The sequence below is a fragment of the Pseudomonas typographi genome (genome assembly GCF_014694385.1).
Classification (GTDB): domain Bacteria; phylum Pseudomonadota; class Gammaproteobacteria; order Pseudomonadales; family Pseudomonadaceae; genus Aquipseudomonas; species Aquipseudomonas typographi.
Map to the genome: position 1 here is coordinate 77695 of NZ_JAAOCA010000022.1, position 19825 is coordinate 97519.

General features: G+C 60.2%; 17 protein-coding genes. 12 read left to right on the top strand and 5 right to left on the bottom strand.

Annotated elements, in window-relative coordinates; translation table 11 throughout:
- Positions 1-5 precede the first annotated feature (5 nt).
- The 3 genes from dxs to HAQ05_RS17680 form a co-directional block, all read right to left on the bottom strand.
- Positions 6-1892 (bottom strand): 1-deoxy-D-xylulose-5-phosphate synthase, encoded by a 1887-nt coding sequence (gene dxs / locus HAQ05_RS17670; protein WP_190422914.1) that lies wholly within the window; start codon positions 1890-1892, stop codon positions 6-8.
- A gap of 115 nt (positions 1893-2007) precedes the next feature.
- Positions 2008-2895 (bottom strand): (2E,6E)-farnesyl diphosphate synthase, encoded by an 888-nt coding sequence (gene ispA / locus HAQ05_RS17675; RefSeq protein ID WP_190422916.1) that lies wholly within the window; start codon positions 2893-2895, stop codon positions 2008-2010.
- A complete protein-coding gene (locus HAQ05_RS17680; RefSeq protein ID WP_190422918.1) occupies positions 2892-3134 on the bottom strand; it encodes an exodeoxyribonuclease VII small subunit in 243 nt (80 codons plus the stop codon). Before HAQ05_RS17680 ends, ispA begins: the two co-directional genes overlap by 4 nt.
- Before the next feature lie 340 nt (positions 3135-3474).
- Here HAQ05_RS17680 and HAQ05_RS17685 point away from each other — a divergent pair, with 340 nt between their 5' ends.
- From HAQ05_RS17685 to HAQ05_RS17695, 3 genes are all read left to right on the top strand, one after another.
- Positions 3475-4803 (top strand): hypothetical protein, encoded by a 1329-nt coding sequence (locus tag HAQ05_RS17685; protein WP_190422920.1) that lies wholly within the window; start codon positions 3475-3477, stop codon positions 4801-4803.
- Positions 4804-5179: 376 nt separating this feature from the next.
- Positions 5180-6340 (top strand): L-talarate/galactarate dehydratase, encoded by a 1161-nt coding sequence (locus HAQ05_RS17690; protein WP_190422922.1) that lies wholly within the window; start codon positions 5180-5182, stop codon positions 6338-6340.
- Positions 6341-6484: 144 nt separating this feature from the next.
- Positions 6485-7837 carry an MFS transporter gene (locus HAQ05_RS17695; protein ID WP_190422925.1) on the top strand — a complete coding sequence of 451 codons (1353 nt, stop codon included), beginning with the start codon at positions 6485-6487 and terminating at the stop codon, positions 7835-7837.
- Between the two features lie 392 nt (positions 7838-8229).
- Here the strand turns inward: HAQ05_RS17695 and HAQ05_RS17700 are convergent, their stop codons facing one another.
- Positions 8230-9162, bottom strand: coding sequence for a LysR substrate-binding domain-containing protein (locus tag HAQ05_RS17700; protein ID WP_190422927.1), 933 nt, complete (start codon positions 9160-9162; stop codon positions 8230-8232).
- Between the two features lie 98 nt (positions 9163-9260).
- Between HAQ05_RS17700 and HAQ05_RS17705 the strand changes: the two genes are divergently transcribed.
- The 5 genes from HAQ05_RS17705 (at position 9261) to HAQ05_RS17725 (ending at position 14733) form a co-directional block, all read left to right on the top strand.
- Positions 9261-10394 carry a DSD1 family PLP-dependent enzyme gene (locus HAQ05_RS17705; protein ID WP_190422974.1) on the top strand — a complete coding sequence of 378 codons (1134 nt, stop codon included), beginning with the start codon at positions 9261-9263 and terminating at the stop codon, positions 10392-10394.
- 214 nt (positions 10395-10608) lie between these two features.
- The gene (locus HAQ05_RS17710; RefSeq protein ID WP_190422929.1) at positions 10609-12021 is read left to right on the top strand and encodes a YfcC family protein; all 1413 of its coding nucleotides are present in this window, start codon (positions 10609-10611) and stop codon (positions 12019-12021) included.
- A gap of 28 nt (positions 12022-12049) precedes the next feature.
- Positions 12050-13264 (top strand): M20 aminoacylase family protein, encoded by a 1215-nt coding sequence (locus HAQ05_RS17715; RefSeq protein ID WP_420825779.1) that lies wholly within the window; start codon positions 12050-12052, stop codon positions 13262-13264.
- Between the two features lie 9 nt (positions 13265-13273).
- The gene (locus tag HAQ05_RS17720) at positions 13274-13699 is read left to right on the top strand and encodes a RidA family protein (RefSeq protein WP_190422931.1); all 426 of its coding nucleotides are present in this window, start codon (positions 13274-13276) and stop codon (positions 13697-13699) included.
- Positions 13696-14733 carry a tartrate dehydrogenase gene (locus tag HAQ05_RS17725; protein WP_190422933.1) on the top strand — a complete coding sequence of 346 codons (1038 nt, stop codon included), beginning with the start codon at positions 13696-13698 and terminating at the stop codon, positions 14731-14733. Before HAQ05_RS17720 ends, HAQ05_RS17725 begins: the two co-directional genes overlap by 4 nt.
- A gap of 242 nt (positions 14734-14975) precedes the next feature.
- Here the strand turns inward: HAQ05_RS17725 and HAQ05_RS17730 are convergent, their stop codons facing one another.
- Positions 14976-15911, bottom strand: coding sequence for a LysR substrate-binding domain-containing protein (locus HAQ05_RS17730; RefSeq protein ID WP_190422935.1), 936 nt, complete (start codon positions 15909-15911; stop codon positions 14976-14978).
- A 184-nt stretch (positions 15912-16095) separates the two neighbouring features.
- Here HAQ05_RS17730 and gtdA point away from each other — a divergent pair, with 184 nt between their 5' ends.
- The 4 genes from gtdA to HAQ05_RS17750 are packed head-to-tail and all read left to right on the top strand — an operon-like array spanning position 16096 to position 19805.
- Complete coding sequence (gene gtdA, locus HAQ05_RS17735) at positions 16096-17145, top strand: gentisate 1,2-dioxygenase (protein WP_190422937.1); 1050 nt, start codon at positions 16096-16098, stop codon at positions 17143-17145.
- Between the two features lie 25 nt (positions 17146-17170).
- Positions 17171-17878, top strand: a complete 708-nt coding sequence (locus HAQ05_RS17740) for a fumarylacetoacetate hydrolase family protein (RefSeq protein ID WP_190422939.1) — start codon at positions 17171-17173, stop codon at positions 17876-17878.
- A gap of 51 nt (positions 17879-17929) precedes the next feature.
- On the top strand, positions 17930-18571 hold the full coding sequence (gene maiA / locus HAQ05_RS17745) for a maleylacetoacetate isomerase (protein ID WP_190422941.1): 642 nt from the start codon (positions 17930-17932) through the stop codon (positions 18569-18571).
- 28 nt (positions 18572-18599) lie between these two features.
- Complete coding sequence (locus tag HAQ05_RS17750) at positions 18600-19805, top strand: 3-hydroxybenzoate 6-monooxygenase (RefSeq protein WP_190422943.1); 1206 nt, start codon at positions 18600-18602, stop codon at positions 19803-19805.
- The last annotated feature ends 20 nt before the right edge of the window (positions 19806-19825 follow it).

Below are 19825 nucleotides of genomic sequence, written 5' to 3' on the forward strand. Positions count from 1 at the left end.
GCCCGTTAACCCGCCAAGCGCTTGCGAATCGCCGCTTCGATCCCCGCCGCATCCAGCCCGCATTGGGCCAGCATCTGCGCGGGCTTGGCGTGCTCCACGTAGGTATCCGGTAGCCCGAGCTGCAATAGTGGCTTGAGTACCCCCTCACGGGCGAGGTATTCGCCCACCGCGCTACCGGCACCGCCCATCACGGCGTTTTCTTCGAGGGTAACCAGCAAGTCGTGGTTATCGGCCATTTGCTGTACCAGGGCTTCGTCCAGGGGTTTGACGAAGCGCATGTCGACCACCGTGGCGTCCAGTGTATCCGCCACCTGCAGGGCCTCGGCCAATTGCACGCCGAACACCAGCAGGGCGATTTTTTGGCCGTTGCGGCGCACCACGCCCTTGCCGATTTCAAGGGTTGGCAAGCCGGCCTCGATCACCGCGTTCGGGCCGGTGCCACGGGGGTAACGCACGGCCGCTGGGCCTGGGTAGTGGTAACCGGTGCTGAGCATCAGCCGCAGCTCGTTCTCGTCGCTGGGCGCCATCACCACTAAACCGGGGATGCAGCGCAGGTAAGAGAGGTCGAAACTGCCGGCATGGGTGGGGCCGTCTTCGCCTACCAGCCCGGCGCGGTCGATGGCGAATAGCACGTCCAAGTGCTGCACGGCCACGTCGTGGATCAACTGATCGTAAGCACGCTGCAAGAAGGTCGAGTAGATCGCCACCACTGGCTTGGCCCCCTCGCAGGCCAGGCCTGCGGCCAGAGTAACGGCATGCTGCTCGGCGATGGCCACGTCGAAATAGCGCTCGGGGAAGCGTTCGCTAAAGGCGACCAGGTCTGAGCCTTCCTTCATGGCCGGGGTAATACCCACCAATCGCGCGTCGGCTTCGGCCATGTCGCACAGCCATTCGCCGAACACGCTGGAGTACTTCGGGCCGGTGGCTTGCTTCGGCGCCGCCGGCACGTTCAATGGCTCGAGCTTGGTGATGGCGTGGTAGCCAATCGGGTCGACCTCCGCCGGCGCGAAGCCCTTGCCCTTTTTAGTCACCACATGCAGGAACTGTGGCCCCTTCAGGTCGCGCATGTTGCGCAGGGTGGCGATCAGGGTCGGCAGGTCGTGGCCGTCGATGGGGCCGATGTAGTTCCAGCCTAGCTCCTCGAACAACGTACCGGGCACCAGCATGCCCTTGGCATACTCTTCGGTACGCCGGGCGATTTCCCAAGCCCCAGGCAGGCGCGACAGCACCTTTTTGCTGCCTTCGCGCATGCTGGCGTAGGTGCGGCTGGAAAGGATCTTGGCCAAGTAGTTCGACAAGCCGCCCACGTTACGTGAAATCGACATGTCGTTGTCGTTGAGGATCACCAGCATGTCGGCGCCCACTTCCGGCGCATGGTTGAGCGCCTCGAAGGCCATGCCGGCGGTCAGCGCGCCGTCACCGATCACGGCGATGGACTTGCGCGAACTGCCCTGCAAGCGCGCGGCAATGGCCATTCCCAAGGCGGCGCTGATCGACGTGCTGGAGTGGCCGACGCCAAAGGTGTCGTACTCGCTTTCGCTGCGTCGCGGAAATGCCGCCAGGCCGTCTTTCTGGCGCAGCGAAGCCATGCGCTCACGGCGGCCGGTGAGAATCTTGTGGGGGTAGGCCTGGTGGCCCACGTCCCAGATCAGGCGGTCATCGGGGGTGTCGAAAACATAGTGCAGGGCAATGGTCAGTTCGATAACACCCAGCCCCGCGCCGAAATGGCCGCCCGTTTGGCCTACCGAATAAAGCAGCTCCAGGCGCAGTTCGTCGGCCAGGGTTTCCAGCTCGGCCTCGCCCAAGCGGCGTAGGCCTGCCGGCGTCGCGGCGCGGTCCAGCAGGGGCGTCGGCGGGCGTTCGCGGGGAATCTGTTGAAACGTCGTAGGCATCAGGCGTGTCGTTTTCGAAGGTATAAAAGGCGGCAGTTTACCCCAACGGGTGCCAGGGAACAGCTAGTAGGCGCATCGGTTCGCTATCATCGGACTCGCCGGGCGCGGCGTGCGTTCAGTTGCGCCGCTCGATGATATAGCGCGCCAACGCCCGCAATGGCTCCGCCCCCGCGCCAAAAGGCCGCAACGAGTGCAGCGCCTGGTCACGCAGCTCTACCGCATAGGCCTTGGCCGCGCCCAGGCCCAGCAGCGCGGGGTAGGTAGGTTTGTCGCGGGCGATGTCGGCCCCTTGGCGCTTGCCCAAGGTGGCGGTATCGCCCTCCACGTCGAGGATGTCATCCTGCACTTGGAACGCCAGGCCCACGGCCTGCGCATAGGTTTGCAGCGCAGCGAGGTCGGCACGCTCGGCGCGTTCGCTGGCCAGGGCGCCCAAGTGCACGCTGGCCTCGATCAGGGCACCGGTTTTATGCCGGTGCATACGCTCCAGGGCCGGTTGGCCCAGGCGCTTGCCCACAGACCCAAGGTCGATCGCCTGCCCGCCGACCATACCGGCAGGCCCGGCGGCCATGGCCAGCGTGCGGACCATCTGCAGGCGGGTGCCATCGGCCAGTTCGCTCAACCGTGGGTCCACCAAGGCGCTGAAGGCCAGGCTCTGCAGGCCGTCACCGGCGAGGATCGCACAGGCTTCGTCGAAGGCCTTGTGGGTGGTCGGTTGGCCGCGGCGCAGGTCGTCGTCGTCCATGGCCGGCAGGTCGTCGTGCACCAGCGAATAGGCATGGATCAACTCCACGGCGCACGCGGCGCCATTGGCGTTTTCCGGCAGGGCACCCAACGCTTCGCAGGCCGCATAGGCCAACAGCGGCCTCACGCGCTTACCGCCGTTCATCACGCTATAGCGCATGGCCTCATAAAGGCGGCCGAGGTCCGCCAATGGCGCTTCGAACAAGGTTGCCAAGGCATGGTCGACACGGGCCTGGCACAAGGCCTGGTAACTGGCGATCATTCAGTGGGGTCCACATCCAGCGGCACTTCGACCAACTCGCCGTCGCGCTCGAGCAATTGCTGCACTTTCTGCTCGGCTTGGGTCAACGCCTCTTGGCAATCACGGGTCAGGCGGATGCCCTGCTCGAACGCAGTGAGGGAATCTTCCAGGGACAGTTCGCCGTTCTCAAGGCGCTCAACCAGCACTTGCAGGTCGGCCAGGGACTGTTCGAAGTCCACGGAAGCTTTTTTTCGGGCCATGGTGCGGGGTCTCGATAACCAATTGGAACGGTCGCGACGTTAGCAGAGCGGGGCCCGCCGGGCAAATAACGCCGGCAACGCGCGCGCCCATTACGGCGCCCGGCGGTGCATCGTCAGCCGAGCGTACAGCAAACCCGCCTAAGGGTGCCCCTATTGGATGTTTCCAACCCATAGCCCGCCTAGCTGCTGGCTGATGCCATCGAATGGGATTGAACGGGATTGAACGCCAAAAGTAATTATTCCTACAGAAAGCGCAGAATCGGCTGATAGCGCAGCCCTGGTGCCCACGGATAAGGTCGGGTTGGTCAACTTTACCTGCACGCCGGAGCCCGGGGCACCCATGAACCTCAAACTGCAATTGCTCTGCGACGCGCCAGAGGCCGTCGCGCTGGTCCAACGCTACTGGGCGGTCGACGCGGCCGGGCAATATCGCGAAAAGGTGAGCGACTTGTTGCCGTTTCGCGCGTTCACCAGGCCTGCACAAATCACCCAATATGTGCGCGAGCAATGCCGGGTATTCGACCTCAACCAAGCGTGCCCCCGCTGCGGCGAGCCGGTGCGGATCACGTCGCGCTCAGCGGCCAGGCCCAGCCCGCAGCGCAGCAGCCGGCCGTGCGAGCGCTGCGCCGGAAAAATCGAGCAAGCCATGCGCGAGGCCCGCGCCCAGGCGGAAAAAACATTGGCCGACAGCCTGCAGGCATACATGAAAGCCCGCCCCAGCGGCACCGTGGATTATGCCGCCGTCACAGACGACATCGCCTTGTTATTGATCGCACTCCATGAAGCCCTCGAACCCGCTATGGCCCAGGGCACCTTCGGCAGCGCGGAATGCAGGGCGCTGGCGCCCAAGCACGTAGGCCATTTCATCCGCAGGCTTTACCAAGCCGGGGTATTGCTCGAAGAACCTTCCCAGGCCCAGCGCGGCACGTATTTTCTCAAAGACGGGCAACTGCGGGTAAAAGACAGCCAGCGGGTATACGCCCTGATGCCGGGTATCCCGCCGGGGCAACTGCGGGCTGTGCTCGCCGCCTACCACCAGCGCAGCTTCAATGACGCCCCGAGGCTATTCGACCTCTGGCTCGACTACGCCGAAGCCGATTGCATGGCCTACTTCGAAGCGCAGTGCATCCTCTACGCCCATCAGTTGTATGACGATGAGCACGCCGAGGTGCGTAGCGCCCTGCGTGGGGGGCTTGAACATTACTGTGTGGCGCAGATGTGGTCGGCGATTTGCCGTGTGGTTCGTGATGCCGCCAGCCTGGCCAATCGTACGTATTACGACCGCGCCAAGGCCAGCGCCACCCTGCCCGGCAAGCTACGCCGCTACCTTGAGCGCGCCCGGCGCGAAGCGTTCGAGCTCAAGGGCTGCACCCGCCCGGAGGTGCAGCCGCCGGGTGCGCTGGGCATGGTCTTCCAAGACCTGTTCGGCATCGACGAAAACACCACTGGCACCATGGTCTGGGCGACTTTCGCCCACCGCAGCGAAGAATGGATGGCCACGGGCGAGCCTACCAGTTGGATGGCCGCGCGGCGCCTGATGGTGCGCGCGTTGCAAAGCGATATGCCGTTCGCGACGCTTGAACGGTTTGCGCAAACGCTGAAGGCGGGGGTAGCGCTGGAGGCGGCGATCGATGAGGTGCTGGCGCGGTTGCCCGCGGCCGGTGCATAGGCGCTGCGCGAAATACCACGGGTTGATGATACGGCGTTGAACCGCAAGGGATGCTCTCCCTGAGGGCTCAGTCATAGGCAACAACCGGAATGCGGCCCGATCGAACGCTGCCTGGCCCGCTTACTCCACTTTTTGGTTGCCTCCAGCCTGGTGGCTATGGTGCGTCAGCCATCAGTAATCTCGCCCACTGTGCATTTAGCGACAATCGACAAACGACAGTTGAATGATTGCGCAATCAGTGTAGTATTGCCGCAAAGATAGTCTGGTAATTCAAGCATCGCCTTTTTTTTAGATCGATATGATTGCGCAATCATAAGCCGCTATCCAGGCTGCCCGTTAGCGCTCCACATCTCATTTGGTATCCCAGGAGAGCCCCATGCTCACACAACAACAAAACCTCAAGTCTGCCGATGATGATCGCATTGCCTACGTTAAGGTGTCCTCGGTATTCCTGCCCTTGGCCAACCCCATCAGCGACGCCAAGGTATTAACGGGGAGGCAAAAGCCGATGACCGAGATCGCCATCCTGTTTGCCGAAATCGAAACAGTCGATGGCCATCGCGGCCTGGGGTTCAGCTACTCGAAACGTGCCGGTGGGCCCGGCCAGTTTGCCCATGCGAAAGAAATCGCCCCGGCCCTGATTGGCGAAAACCCTAGCGACATCGCCAGGCTCTGGACCAAACTGTGTTGGGCGGGCGCGTCCGTCGGCCGCAGCGGCCTGTCGACCCAGGCCATCGGGGCCTTCGATGTGGCCCTATGGGATCTGAAAGCCAAGCGTGCCAACCTGTCCCTGGCCCGTTTGCTCGGTGCACAGCGTGACTCGGTGCGCTGCTACAACACCTCCGGTGGCTTTCTGCACACCCCGCTGGACCAATTGCTGAAAAACACCGATCTGTCGCGCGAGAAGGGTATCGGCGGCATCAAGCTGAAAGTCGGCCAGCCGGACTGCGCCATCGACATCAACCGGGTCAGTACCGTGCGCCAACACCTGGGGGACAACTTCCCGCTGATGGTCGACGCCAACCAGCAGTGGGACCGCCCGACCGCCCAGCGTATGTGCCGCCGTTTCGAAGCCTTCAACTTGATCTGGATCGAAGAGCCGTTGGACTGTTACGACGCTGAAGGTCACGCCGCCCTGGCCCAGCAATTCGACACCCCGATCGCCACCGGCGAGATGCTCACCAGCGTTGCCGAGCACGCTGAATTCATCAAGCTACGCGGCGCCGATTTCCTGATGCCGGATGCCCCGCGGGTCGGCGGTATCACGCCTTATCTGAAGGTCGCTGCGATGGCCGAGCAAGCCGGGGTGATGTTGGCACCACACTTTGCAATGGAACTGCATGTGCACCTGGCGGCGGCTTATCCGACCGAGCCATGGGTGGAGCACTTCGAATGGCTTGAGCCGCTGTTCAATGAACGCCTGGAAACCCGCGATGGCCGCATGTTGGTGCCGACTCGCCCTGGCCTGGGCCTGTCGCTGAGCGAGCAGGTCAAGCCTTGGACAGCACAGGTGGCCGAAGCCGGCACCCGCCCATAACGCCCTTTGGCCGTTTGTGTGCCGCGCGCACCAAGCGGCCGTTTTCGTTGCACCTGCACCAAGGCCCACAGCAGCGCCTTGGGGCTGAACACCCAACGCCCGATATAGCCCTATCGATAAAAAAGACAAGATGAGGACTTTCATATGGATCATCCAAACCTAGCCGGTTCAGCCGAACCTGCAGTCGCCACCGTGGTACGCAGCAAAGTACGCTATTACGTTCTGGCGATGTTATTCATCGTTACTGCGATCAACGTCGGCGACCGGGCGACACTTTCGATCACCGGCGCCGCGCTCACCCAGGTACTTGGCATCAACTCCATTACGCTGGGTTACATCTTCTCGGCGTTCGCCTGGGCCTATGTCATCGGCCAGCTTCCCGGGGGCTGGTTGCTGGATAAGTTTGGCTCGGCGCGGGTGTATGGAACATCGCTATTTCTCTGGTCGACGATCACCATTGCCCAAGGCCTGATCGGTTTCCTGTCGATCCCGTTGGCCGTCGCGACGTTGTTTGCTCTACGCTTTTTGCTGGGCCTGATCGAATCGCCGGTTTACCCGGCCAACAACCGGATCGTGGCCGCATGGTTTCCCCTGCAAGAGCGTGGGCTGGCCACGGTGATCTACAACTCTTCCATGTACTTGTCCGTGGTGATCCTCGCGCCGTTAATGGGTTTTATCGCTCATGCGTATGGCTGGGAACACGTGTATTGGTTCATGGGCGGCCTGGGTGTTCTGGTCAGCCTCATCTGGTTCAAACTGGTCAAAGCACCCACGGAACATCCGCTGGTCAATGCCGCTGAGTTGGAACATATCCGTAGCGGTGGCGCCGAAGTGGATATGGACAAACCCAAGGAGAAGGGCGCGTTCCGGCCAAAACTCACTGACCTCAAGGTGCTGCTGAAAAGCCCGATGATGTGGTCGATTTACCTGGGCAAGTACTGCGACACCTCCCTGCAGTATTTCTTCCTCACTTGGTTCCCTATCTACCTGGTCAAGGGCCGCGGCCTGAACATCATGGAAGCCGGGGCCATCGCGGCTGTTCCAGGTATCTGCGGCTTGCTGGGTGCGCTTTTTGGCGGCGCCATTTGCGACTTCCTGTTGCGCAAGGGCTTCTCCCTAACCGTGGCACGCAAAATCCCGCTGGTGTGCGGCATGAGCATGGGCGCCACCCTGGTGCTGTGTAACTTCACCGCGTCGGTGTGGGTCGTCACTTTGCTGATGTCCCTGGCCATTTTTGGCAAGGGCATCGTTGCCGTGGACTGGACCTTGGTGTCCGACACCGCACCCAAGCAGATCACCGGCATGGCGGGTGGGCTGTTCAATATGTTCGGCAACATCTCAGGCATCTTCACGCCCATCATCATCGGCTACATCGTGCAAGCCACGGGCTCTTTTGAAGGCGCGCTATACGTGGTCGCCGGCCATGCGTTAATCGGGGCGCTGGCATTTTTGAGCATGGGCACCCTGCGCAAGCTTGAGCTGGCGCGGGCGTATTGAGTGTGTGCCAGGCGACGTGCTTCCGGGGACCGGATCCGGCGGTACTCGGGTGATTGACTACAACCCCTTTCTGGAGGCTGTATCGGGTTGCTATTGCCTACATTAGGGCGAAATCCGACCATCCTGCGCCGGTTTTTTGAGTCTGTGAGCGGCCCTTCGGCAGCCAATGCATCAAAGTACATGGCTGAAAATAGGGGTGTTCACGCGTGGGCTCGTGCGCCTGAGGTGATATGACGGCCATGGAGGGCGATTCAGCTTTTTACCCTGCGCATCCATCGACTTGAGTTGAACTGAAGCGCGCTTGATACGGCTATCGCCCTAAGATGAATGCACCCTTTCATTGCGGTTCGCCTGTGACCGCGTTTGTTGAATTGCCAAGGCGTGCTTAGATCTCAATCACGCTGAGTCCGCTCTACTTTGGACAGCCGCCAGGGGCAATGAGGCCGAAATTGCTCTTGCATCATGCGCATGAACGTTCGGATTCTTTCGGGCAAGCCTGCGCTTTGGTGGGTGAGCGCAACCACGTTTGCATCAGGCGGTTTCCAGTCCGGCAGCAGTTGAACCAGCGTCCCCCGCGCAAGCGACTCGGCGACGTCCCATTCCGAGCGCAGGATGATCCCCAGGCCTTCAGTTGCCCACTCTCGAATGACGTCGCCGTCATTGCTGATCAGGGCCGGTTGCGTACGAATATTGACAGTGGTTCGCCGTTGGCGGAATTGCCACAAGCTGACGTCTTCATTGTTTTCATGCAGCGCGATGGTGGGCAACTTCGCTAGGTCTTCAGGGTGGCCCGGCAAACCGTGGCTTTGGATGAACGCTGGGGAAGCGCAGAGCATCCGCCGGTTAGGCGCGATGTGATGGCTGATCAAACTTGAATCACGCAACTCACCGATATGGACCACCAAATCGAATCGGTCGCTGCTGGCCACCAATGGTTGATCGGAGAGCGTCATGCGTATCTCGACATCCGGGTGGCGCTGGCGAAACGCTGCGACCACTGAAGCGACATAACGGCGCCCGAAGCCGAACGGGGCGTTGATGGCGATCTTGCCGACCATGCCATGGCGTAACGCGTGAAGCTCTTCAAGCAAATCGTCGAACTGGTCGATGATGCCCGCGCCTCGCCGACACAGCAGCTCGCCTTCATCAGTGAAGCGCAATTGCCGCGCCGAGCGATCTATCAGTTGAATGCCAAGCTTCTTTTCCAGTTGTTGTAACCGCTGGGTGACCGCAGAGGGCGTAAGGCCGAGGGTGTGCGCCGTTGCAAGCAAGCTGGCGCTTTTACGTATGGCCAAGAGAAACTGGATATCGGCTGAGTTAAGCATGGCTGAATCATAGAATCAGCTTGGCTAAATATCAATGGCGTTTGCAGGCCAGTAGTATCGATGCAGGTCTTATCACTGCTTCGGATCAGGGCACAGCCATGCAATTCCAAGAACTTGACACCCCCGCCGCGTTGTTGGACCTGGCGCGGGTACAGCGCAACATTCAGCGCATGCAAGAAAAGATGAATCGGCTCGGCGTGAAATTCCGGCCTCATGTCAAAACATCCAAATGCACGGAAGTGGTGTTGGCGCAGTTGGCGGAAGGTGCGCAGGGCATCACTGTTTCCACTATGAAAGAGGCTGAAGAGTTTTTCGCCGCAGGCATCCAGGACATCGTGTACGCAGTGTGTATTTCCGCCGGCAAGCTGCCCCGGGCATTGGCGTTGCTTCGTCAGGGCTGTGATTTGAAGATCCTGGTTGACAACGAGCAGGCCGCTCATCAGGTATGCGAGTTTGGCCGCGCCCATGATCAACAGTTCGACGTGTGGATTGAAGTGGACACCGACGGTCATCGGGGTGGAATCGATCCCGCAGGTGACGAGTTGATCAGGGTCGGTACCGTGCTTCAGCAGGGCGGGGCAAAAGTTGGCGGGGTATTGACCCATGCCGGTTCCAGCTATGAATTGCACACGCAGGAAAAACTCGTTGCCCTCGCTGAGCAAGAGCGGGCCGGTTGTGTGCTGGCTGCCGCCCGGCTCGAACAAGCGGGTATCCGCTGCGCTAACGTCAGTGTGGGCTCAACCCCTACGGCTTTCGCCGCCGAACACTTGGAAGGTGTCAGTGAGGTACGTGCTGGGGTCTATGTGTTCTTCGACTTGGTCATGCATAACGTTGGCGTGTGCGAAATGGATGACATCGCCTTGAGCGTCCTGACCACTGTAATCGGCCATCAGCCGGAAAAGGGCTGGGTTCTCGTGGACGCCGGCTGGATGGCAATGAGTCGTGACCGCGGCACCGCCAACCAGCACCGGGATTTCGGATACGGCCAACCCTGCTTGCTGAATGGCGCCCCTGTTGTTGGCTTTAAAATGATTAGTGCCAACCAGGAGCATGGCATCCTGGCAGCCGATGATTCCACACACTCCATCGATTTAATCAAAGCCTTTCCGGTGGGCAGCAAACTACGCATTTTGCCCAACCACGCGTGCGCCACCGGCGCGCAACATGAGTGGTTGAACGCCTGCGAAGCCGGCGGCAATACGACGCCTTGGAAAAGATTCCGCGGTTGGTAACCGACCCGCTCGGCGGGATCGAAGTGCCCCCGAGCGCTGACTCTACCTAACTTGCTTGCGCAAGGTATGAGACCAGAACGTAGATCTGGCTAATTACAAAAACGCCTGTGTGTTGGCACCCGCCGCAGTCAGGCATTCCAGTGTCAAAACTGACTGCCGAGTAGCGAGATTGCGATTTCATCAATAGTGACCACTATGATCGGGGTGCCTATACATGCAGCAGAATATTGCCTCAGTTCCAGCGCACGATATCCCGGAAGGGCAGAGCACTAAAAAGGCCGGTACCATCAACCCTTACGTGCTGCTCTTCATCATGCTGCTGATTACCGCGGCGGCCACGTGGGTTGTGCCCGCTGGCGAGTTTGATCGGGTCTTGCGTGAAGGCGTGAAATTCGCCGTGCCGGGTAGCCTGCATGAGGTTGCTCGTGCCGGTGTGGGCATTGGCCATGTGTTCGTGTTCATCGCTGAAGGGATGGTCAAATCCGCGCCCATTATTTTTCTGATTCTGTTTACCGGCGGCGCCGTTAATCTGCTTGAGCAATCAGGGGCCTTGACCAATGCGCTCAATGCGTTGGTGCACAGGAAAGGCAGCAGCGATACGCTAATCATTGTCAGCGTCTGTGTCGTGTTCTCGTTGCTGGGGACCACGGGCGTAGTCATCAATTCGGTGGTCGCTTTCATACCGCTGGGAATGTTGCTGGCACGTTCCATGAACCTGCCACGCATTTTTGGCGTTGGCCTGATCTACCTGGGCACTTACTCGGGTTTTAACTCGGCGATCATCAACCCAGGGACTACCGGGCTCGCGCAACGCTTGGCAGAGTTGCCGCTGTTTTCAGGCATGGGGTTTCGCGTCGCGATATACATTGCCTTCGCGATAGCTTCAGTGGTTTTTCTCGCGCTCTACGCTCGTCGTTGCCGCCGCGAGGGCCTGGCCCATGAAGACGCCGACGCCGGGCAATCCACCCAGATACAGGTCACTACGGCGCACTGGCTGATACTCGCATTCACGGTCGTGGCGCTGGTCACGTTCATTTACGGGGCGATCAATTTTCACTGGTCGGAAAATGAAATGTCGGCGATGTTCATCATCATCGCTATTGGCGTAGGTTTTCTCGCCCGGATGTCCGCAGGCGCCATCGCCGATGCCTTCCTCAAGGGGTGCTCTCAGTTGATTCCCGGTGCTCTGATCGTGGGCCTGGCGAGCGCAATTGCACTGGTTCTCGGCCACGGGCACATTCTGGACACCATCGTGAATGCGATTGCCAACGTGTTGGCGCCGCTCGATGAAATATTTGCCGCACTGGGAATGTTCGCAAGCGCTGCGTTGTTGCATATCGTCATCTCTTCCGGCTCCGGTGAGTCTGCTGCACTGGTGCCGCTCTATGTTCCGGTCGGCGATGCGCTGCATATCACCCGCCAGGTAACGGTAGAAACCATTTTGCTCGGTGAGGGGGTGATCAACTCGATCAATCCTAGCTCGGGGGTAATGATGGCGGTGCTCGCCATTGGTCGGATCGGCTATGGCCAATGGTTGCGGTTTGTTCTTCCCCTCACATTGGTCTGGACGGCGATATCCATCGTGGTGTTGATCATCGGTGTAACCATCCAATGGGGCCCATTCTGATCGGCTAAGCCGGCACCGGGAATAAGGTATGAGCGACTACATGAACGCGAACGACAAATATGTAACATTGGCTGATCTGGAACCGCGGCGTGCCGAGCTGACTGCCTTGCGCCGGCAGTTTCACCAGCACCCGGAGTTGGCATTCGAGGAGTTTGATACGGCCTCTTCCGTTGCTGCATTGTTGACGCAATGGGGCTTTGAAGTAACGACGGGCGTGGCCGGCACGGGTGTTGTCGGCACATTGAAGCTGGGGCATTCGCAGCGCACCCTCGGCTTGCGGGCGGACATGGATGCGCTGCCCATCACGGAAGAAAACGCTTTCGGCCATGCCAGCCTGCACCCCGGCAAGATGCATGCTTGCGGCCATGATGGTCACATGGTGATGTTGCTCGGAGCGGCGCAGTTTCTCGCAGCTACCCGGCGCTTCGATGGCACTTTGCAACTGATTTTCCAACCGGCGGAAGAGCGCGGGTTCGACAGCGGCGCCAAGCGAATGGTGGAGGGCGGGTTGTTCGACCGGTTCCCGTGCGATGCTGTATTTGCCATGCACAACCATCCGGGAAGGCCGGCCGGGCAGTTCATGAGCCGCAGCGGTGAGTTCATGGCTGCCGGTGACCGGGTGTTCATCACCATCAAGGGCGTGGGTGGCCACGCCGCCCGGCCGCATTTGGCGCAGGATCCCGTAGTGGGCGCCGCAAGCATCGTCATGGCCCTGCAAACCGTGGTGGCGCGCAACGTGCCGCCTGACCAGACCGCGGTTGTGACCATTGGTACCATTCAGGGCGGCAAGGCGCTGAACGTGATTCCTTCCGAAGTCACGCTGGGCCTGAGCGTGCGCAGCTTCGATCCGACCGTTCGTGCCCTGTTGCGCAACCGTATCACCGACATCGTGCAACTTCAGGCAGCTAGCCTGGGCCTCAGTGCCGAGATTGATTATGTCGAGGGTTACCCGGTCGTCAAAAATAGCGAGTGGGAAACGAGGTTCGCTTTGCAGGTTGCTGCGGAATTGGTCGGCGATGACCAGGTTGACGGGAACATGGACGTGCAAACGGGCAGCGAGGATTTCGGCTATATGCTGCAAGCGCGCCCTGGCTGCCTGGTTCGCATTGGCAATGGCGCTGCGCAGTTGAACAAAATGTTGCATAACCCCGGTTACGACTTCAACGACGAAAATCTGGTCACAGGCGCTGCCTTTTGGGCACGGCTGGTCGAGCGATTCTTTTCAACCGCCGCGGTGCAGTAAGGAACGAATATGACAACCCCTGAAGGCAAAAGCGCTTCCCTCCAGTGCATTACCGCCGCCGGCGTGCCGGCCCCGGCGGGTCACTACTCTCATGCCGTGAAGGTTGGCGACCTTGTCTATGTGTCCGGGGTGCTCCCGGTGACAGTCGCGCCCGAGGCGGATTTTGTAGCGCAGGCGCACGCGGCGATGGTGTTGTGCGAAAAAATCCTGCAAGCGGCAGGTTGCACCTGGGCGCAGGTTGCGCAAAGTACCGTGTATATCGCCGGGGTGAAGTACTGGCCGGCGTTCAATGAAATCTACGCGCAGTATCTGCAGGCGCATAAACCCGCGCGCGTTATTGTCCCCGTTCCAGAGCTTCATCATGGCTATTTGGTAGAAATTCAACTGACGGCGGCGACACTTGCCAGTTTTGATCGTCCAGAGAGTACCCGATGAACAGTTACAAGATTGCCTTGATCGCCGGGGACGGTATTGGTGTCGATGTCACCGAATCGGCGTGGCGAGTGTTGCAAAAAGTAGCCCGGCTTCACCGGTTCGAGTTGGTGGGCGAATGGCTGCCTTGGTCATGTGAGTACTATCTTGAACACGGTTACATGATGCCTGCTGACGGTATCGAGACCCTACGCGGTTTTGATTCCATTCTGCTGGGCGCGGTGGGTTGGCCGGAAAAGGTGCCTGATAGCGTCTCTTTGCATGGGCTTCTTTTGCCGATTCGCAAACAGTTCGATCTGTACGTCAATGTGCGGCCACATCGCTTGCTCCCGGGTGTGGCGGGGCCATTACGCAAAGAAGGTTTCGACATCCTCTGCATTAGAGAGAATACCGAAGGGGAATACAGCGGGGCCGGCGGCCGGATCCATCAAGGGACCGACCAAGAAGTGGCGGTAGAGACGTCGATTTTCACCCGCCATGGTGTTGAGCGAATCTTGCGCTATGCCTTTGAAGCCGCGCGTAAGCGCAGTGGAAAATTGGCATCGGTGACCAAATCCAATGCGCAAAAATACACGATGGTGATGTGGGACGAGGTAACTGACGAACTGGCCCAAGAATATCCCGATGTGGTGGTCAGCCGGTATCACATTGACGCTATCGCGGCGCGCTTCGTTATGAATCCGGAAAGCCTGGATGTTGTGGTTGCCTCAAACCTTTTCGGCGACATCCTTACTGACTTGGGCGCTGCCATTCAAGGCGGCCTGGGCTACGCTGCGTCCGCCAATCTCAACCCGGACTCGGCAGGGCCATCGATGTTCGAGCCAGTACATGGGTCCGCACCCGATATCGCGGGGCAAGGCATCGCAAGCCCCGTCGCGGCTATTTGGTCGACGGCGATGATGCTTGAGCATCTCGGTGAGAAAGAGGGCGCGAACACCGTCTTGAATGCACTGGAAAAGGCGACGGCAACCTTTACCCGGGAAAACATGCCTACGACGGAAGAAATGACTCAGTCGGTGCTTGGTTTCATTGAGTGATCCCTTCACTTCATTGGCGGGGGCATTCGAATCATATCGAACAGCACCTGCTATTGGAATAGCTGAAGCCCGCGATGTAGCAGTGCGGTGTTGCAAAAGTCGGCTGTACGTTTTCGCCGCTTGAACGCCCGTGCGAGCTTCTGAAGCGCCACATTAGGCTGCAGTGGCCTGGCTGGATGCGTGCCGGTTAAAAGCCATGAAAGCCAGCTTCTGGTTAGCTTGGCTATGCACATCTGGCTGGGTCACTCAGTACGCCATTGCGCCGGGTTGGCCAAAGCGCGCAACTCGTCCATGAGGATGGATAGCGCCTGGTCGGCTTCAGGCTCATCGCGCCAGCACATGCCAAGCCATCCCATGGCGTCTAGGGGAAAATCAAGCGACACCATCAGCTTCTGCCCCGTGAAATGGGTTGCCACGCGCTCCGAAGCGACCGATAGCATATCGCTGTATTGCAACAGCCAGAGGTTGCCGATCATGGATGACGACTCGACGCGGATAGGTAGCGGCCCCATGCCAGCCCGTACCAGCCCCAGGTCTAGCTTGCTGCGGATGGGTGTGCCCTCGGCCCACACGATCCATTCATAGCCATAGAGTTTTTCCCAGGTCAATTCGCGCTCGCGCACCAGCGGGTGGCCCGGCCGGCAGACGATTTTCATGGCCTCGTCGTAGAGCAGCTCACTGCGCAAGTTGGCCCGTGGCGCAACGCTGTCCATACGCCCGATCACCAGGTCGACTTGCCCGAGTTCAAGCTTGGCCAGTAGCTGCGCCATGCTGCCTTCCTGCAGTTCGACACGCGCCTGAGGGTATTTGGTCAGCAACTGCATGATCGCTGCCGGGACCAGATTCGGCGCTGATGCAGGGGTTGTACCGACCACTATCTGGCACGCGTTGCCCGCTTGGACGGCCAATAGATTGCGTTGCGCGCGATCCATCTCGCTAAGCACTCGGCGCGCATGCACCAGCAGCAGGTTGCCCTGTTGCGTCGGTTTGAGGCCGCGCGCATGGCGCTCGAACAGCGGCGCGCCAACGTCGTCTTCCAGCTCCTTGAGCCATTTGGACATCGCCGGCTGGGTGCTGAAGCTTGTGCGCGCGGCCTCGCTGATACTGCCCGTTTCTACCAGGCTGACCAGCAGTTGCAGGTGTTGCAGGCGAATTCGGCGAGTCCAGTCATGGCTCATGTTCACACCTTGTGATGGTCGGAAAGGGTACTGCGTGGGTATGGCCCGCGGCATATTAAAAACTATATGGGTGTATCAGAAAATACCATTATTCGGGCATGGGTTGGGCGCAGATAATCGGCCTACTTCAATCGCGCAATGGTGCAGGCATGCACTGGCCGCGATACAACCGCAAGAGGTGCCCATGAATAACAACAGCAATGGGGTGCGCGAGGCCTTCTACCAGCGCATCGATAAAATCAACCTCTTTCCGTTATGGGAACAATTGCACAACCTCGTTCCTCGAGAGCCCGCCGGCGCCTGTGTACCGGCACTGTGGCGCTATGGCGATGTGCGTCCGTACCTGATGGAGGCAGGGGAACTGATCAGTGCGCAAGAAGCCGTGCGGCGGGTATTGGTCCTGGAAAACCCCGCGCTACGGGGGCAGGCGTCGATCACCTCGAGCCTCTATGCCGGGTTGCAGTTGATCCTGCCCGGTGAAATCGCACCGAGCCATCGCCATAGCCAGTCGGCCTTACGCTTCGTGGTCGAGGGGCAGGGGGCCTACACCGCGGTCAACGGCGAGCGAACCACTATGTCGCCAGGCGATTTCATCATCACGCCTTCTTGGGCCTGGCATGACCACGGTAACCCGCCGGAGGCCGACGGCGGCGAGCCGGTTATCTGGCTGGACGGCCTGGACATTCCCCTGGTGCGTTTCTTCGACGCCGGGTTTGCGCAGAATCACGACGTCGACGCCCAGCCGTTGAGCCGGCCTGAAGGCACCAGCCTCGCGCGCTTCGGCCACAACATGTTGCCTGTCAACCACGCCCCCGGCTCGCGGTCTTCGCCCATCTTCAATTACCCCTACACCCGCACTCGCGAAGCGTTGGATACCTTGCTCCAGCATGAGCAGGTCGACCCCTGCGACGGCGTCAAGTTGCGCTATGTCAACCCGGAAACGGGGGGGGCGCCGATGCCCACCATGGCCACCTTCATGCAGTTGCTGCCGCGCGGTTTCCACGGTGCGGCCTATCGCAGCACTGATGCCACCGTGTTCTCGGTGGTAGAGGGCAGTGGTGTGGCGGTTATCGCCGGGCAACGCTTGGCGTTTGGCCCCAAAGACACCTTCATTGCGCCGAGTTGGAGCCCGATCAACTTCGAAGCCCAAGAAGCGTGTGTGCTGTTCAGTTTTTCCGATCGGCCGGTACAACAAGCAGCGGGTATCTGGCGTGAATCGCGCGATCTCGCCTGACCGCCAATAAAATAAGGAGTACACGATGACATACATTTTGCCCCCCCCTGCGGTGACGGCCCTGGCCATCAGTGGCAGTGACGATACCTTCCCTGTACGCCGTGTTTATTGCGTGGGCCGTAACTACGCCGCCCACGCACGGGAGATGGGTTTCGATCCGGATCGTGAGCCGCCCTTTTTTTTCTGCAAGCCCGCGGACGCCGTCGTCCCCGTACAGGCGGGGCAAACACTGGAGCTGCCTTATCCGAGCGAAACCAATAACTATCACTACGAGATCGAACTGGTGGTAGCACTGGGCAAAGGCGGGCGCGATATCCCCTTGGCGCAAGCCAACGAGCATATTTGGGGTTACGCCGTGGGCCTGGACATGACGCGCCGCGACCTGCAAGTGGGTGCTCGCGAGATGGGCCGCCCGTGGGAGCTTGGCAAAGCTTTCGACCGCTCGGCACCGATCGCCCCGTTGACCCGCCGCGACGACTTCAGCGAAGCCGCTACCGCGCCGATCTGGCTGCAGGTGGATGGCCAGGACAAGCAGCGCAGCTCGCTGCAGCATTTGATCTGGTCAGTACCTGAAACCATCGCCTATCTGTCGAGATTCTTCGAGTTGTGCCCAGGTGACCTGATCATGACCGGTACCCCCGAAGGCGTAGGCCCGGTAGTGGCTGGCCAGTTGATGACGGGCGGTGTCGGTTCGCTGGACACCCTCAGCGTGCAGGTGGTCCCGCCGCTGTGAACGGGCAGCCGCTGGGCGAGGCGCTTCACACGCATACCGCGGGGACCTGCTATGCAACTTTATAGTTTTTTCAACAGCTCGACTTCCTATCGCACGCGCATTGCGCTGGCGCTCAAAGGCCAAGGCTATGAGTACCTACCGGTCAACCTTCGGGCCGGGGAGCAGCGCACGCCGGGGTATCTGGAGGTCAACCCGGCCGGCAGCGTACCCATGTTGCAGACCGATGAGGGCCTGCTGCTGCGCCAGTCGTTGGCGATCATCGAGTACCTCGACAGTCACTGCGGCGGTGTGCCACTGATTCCGCAGGCGGTGGAAGAAAAAGCGCGGGTCTTGGAGGTCGCGTACTTGATCAGCTGCGACATTCATCCGCTTAACAACCTGAGGGTGCTGGCCTATCTGGAAAAGACCCTGGGCGTCAGCGCCGAGCAGAAGTCGCAGTGGTATCAGCATTGGATCGAGCAAGGGATGCAAGCGCTGGAAACATTGCTGGCGCGCCATGGGCACGGCGCCTATTGCTTCGGCGATGCGCCGACATTGGCCGATTGCTGCCTGGTACCCCAAGTGGCGAATGCGTTGCGCATGGGGTGTGACCTGAAACGTTTCGAGCTGACGCTAGCGATCTATCGGCACTGCATGGCCCATCCGGCATTCCAGGCAGCGGCGCCTGAAAACCAACCAGATTACGTCAAGTAAGCGCTTTGTTTTTCTGGAGACTGATGAAGTGAACAATAACAACATAGAAAGCCAGAAAGTCATCATTGTCGGCGGCGGTATAGGTGGCTTGGCCGCTGCGCTAGCGCTGACCCGCCAAGGCATCTTCGTCGAGTTGTTGGAGCAGGCCGACGAAATCGCCGAGATTGGCGCTGGCATCCAACTGGGCCCGAACGCCTACGCGGCATTGGACGCCCTCGGCGTAGGTGATACCGCTCGCCAGCGTTCGGTGTTCACCGACCATATCATCATGATGGACGCCGTGGATGCCACCGAAGTGGTGCGCATCGAGGTCGGCGAAGCCTTCCGCCAGCGCTTCGGCAATGCCTACGGCGTGATTCATCGCGCCGATATCCACCGCACCATCCTGGAGGCGGTGGAGAAGGATCCATTGATCAGTTTTCAGACGTCTACGCGCATCGTCAGCATGGAAACGAACGACACTGGCGTTGCGCTGGTTGACCAGAATGGCCGCCATTACGCAGCCGATGCGGTCGTCGGCTGCGACGGGGTGAAGTCCGTGGTGCGGGAAAAACTGCTTGGCGATACCCACCGGGTCACCGGCCATGTGGTGTACCGGGCTGTGGTCGACAAAGCCAACATGCCCGAGGAATTGCGTATCAATGCCCCGGTACTCTGGGCCGGCCCCCACTGTCACCTCGTGCATTATCCGTTGCGCGGCGGTGAGCAATATAACCTGGTGGTGACCTTCCACAGCCGTGAGCAAGAACAATGGGGCGTGCGCGACGGCAGTAAGGAAGAAGTCATGTCCTATTTCGACGGTATCCATCCCACCCCGGCGAAACTCCTCGACACCCCGACTTCGTGGCGCCGTTGGGCCACCGCTGACCGGGAGCCGCTGGAGCGTTGGGGCGAGGGCTGCGCGACCCTGCTCGGCGATGCCGCGCACCCGATGAGCCAGTACCTGGCCCAAGGTGCCTGCATGGCGCTGGAAGACGCGGTCACCCTGGGCGAGGCGGTCAAAGCCTGCAATCACGATCTAGAGGCGGCCTTTCGCGCCTATGAGTCGGTGCGCATCCCCCGCACCGCGCGCGTGGTGTGGTCGACGCGCGAGATGGGCCGGCTTTATCACGCCAAGGGGGTAGAGCGCACCGTGCGCAACTCCCTGTGGGTCGGGCGGACTCAGGAAGAGTTCTATTCGGCGATCGGCTGGTTGTATGACTGGAACGTCCTTGAATGCCTCAAGCAGCAATAAGCCGCCCTGTCCGAGAGAGC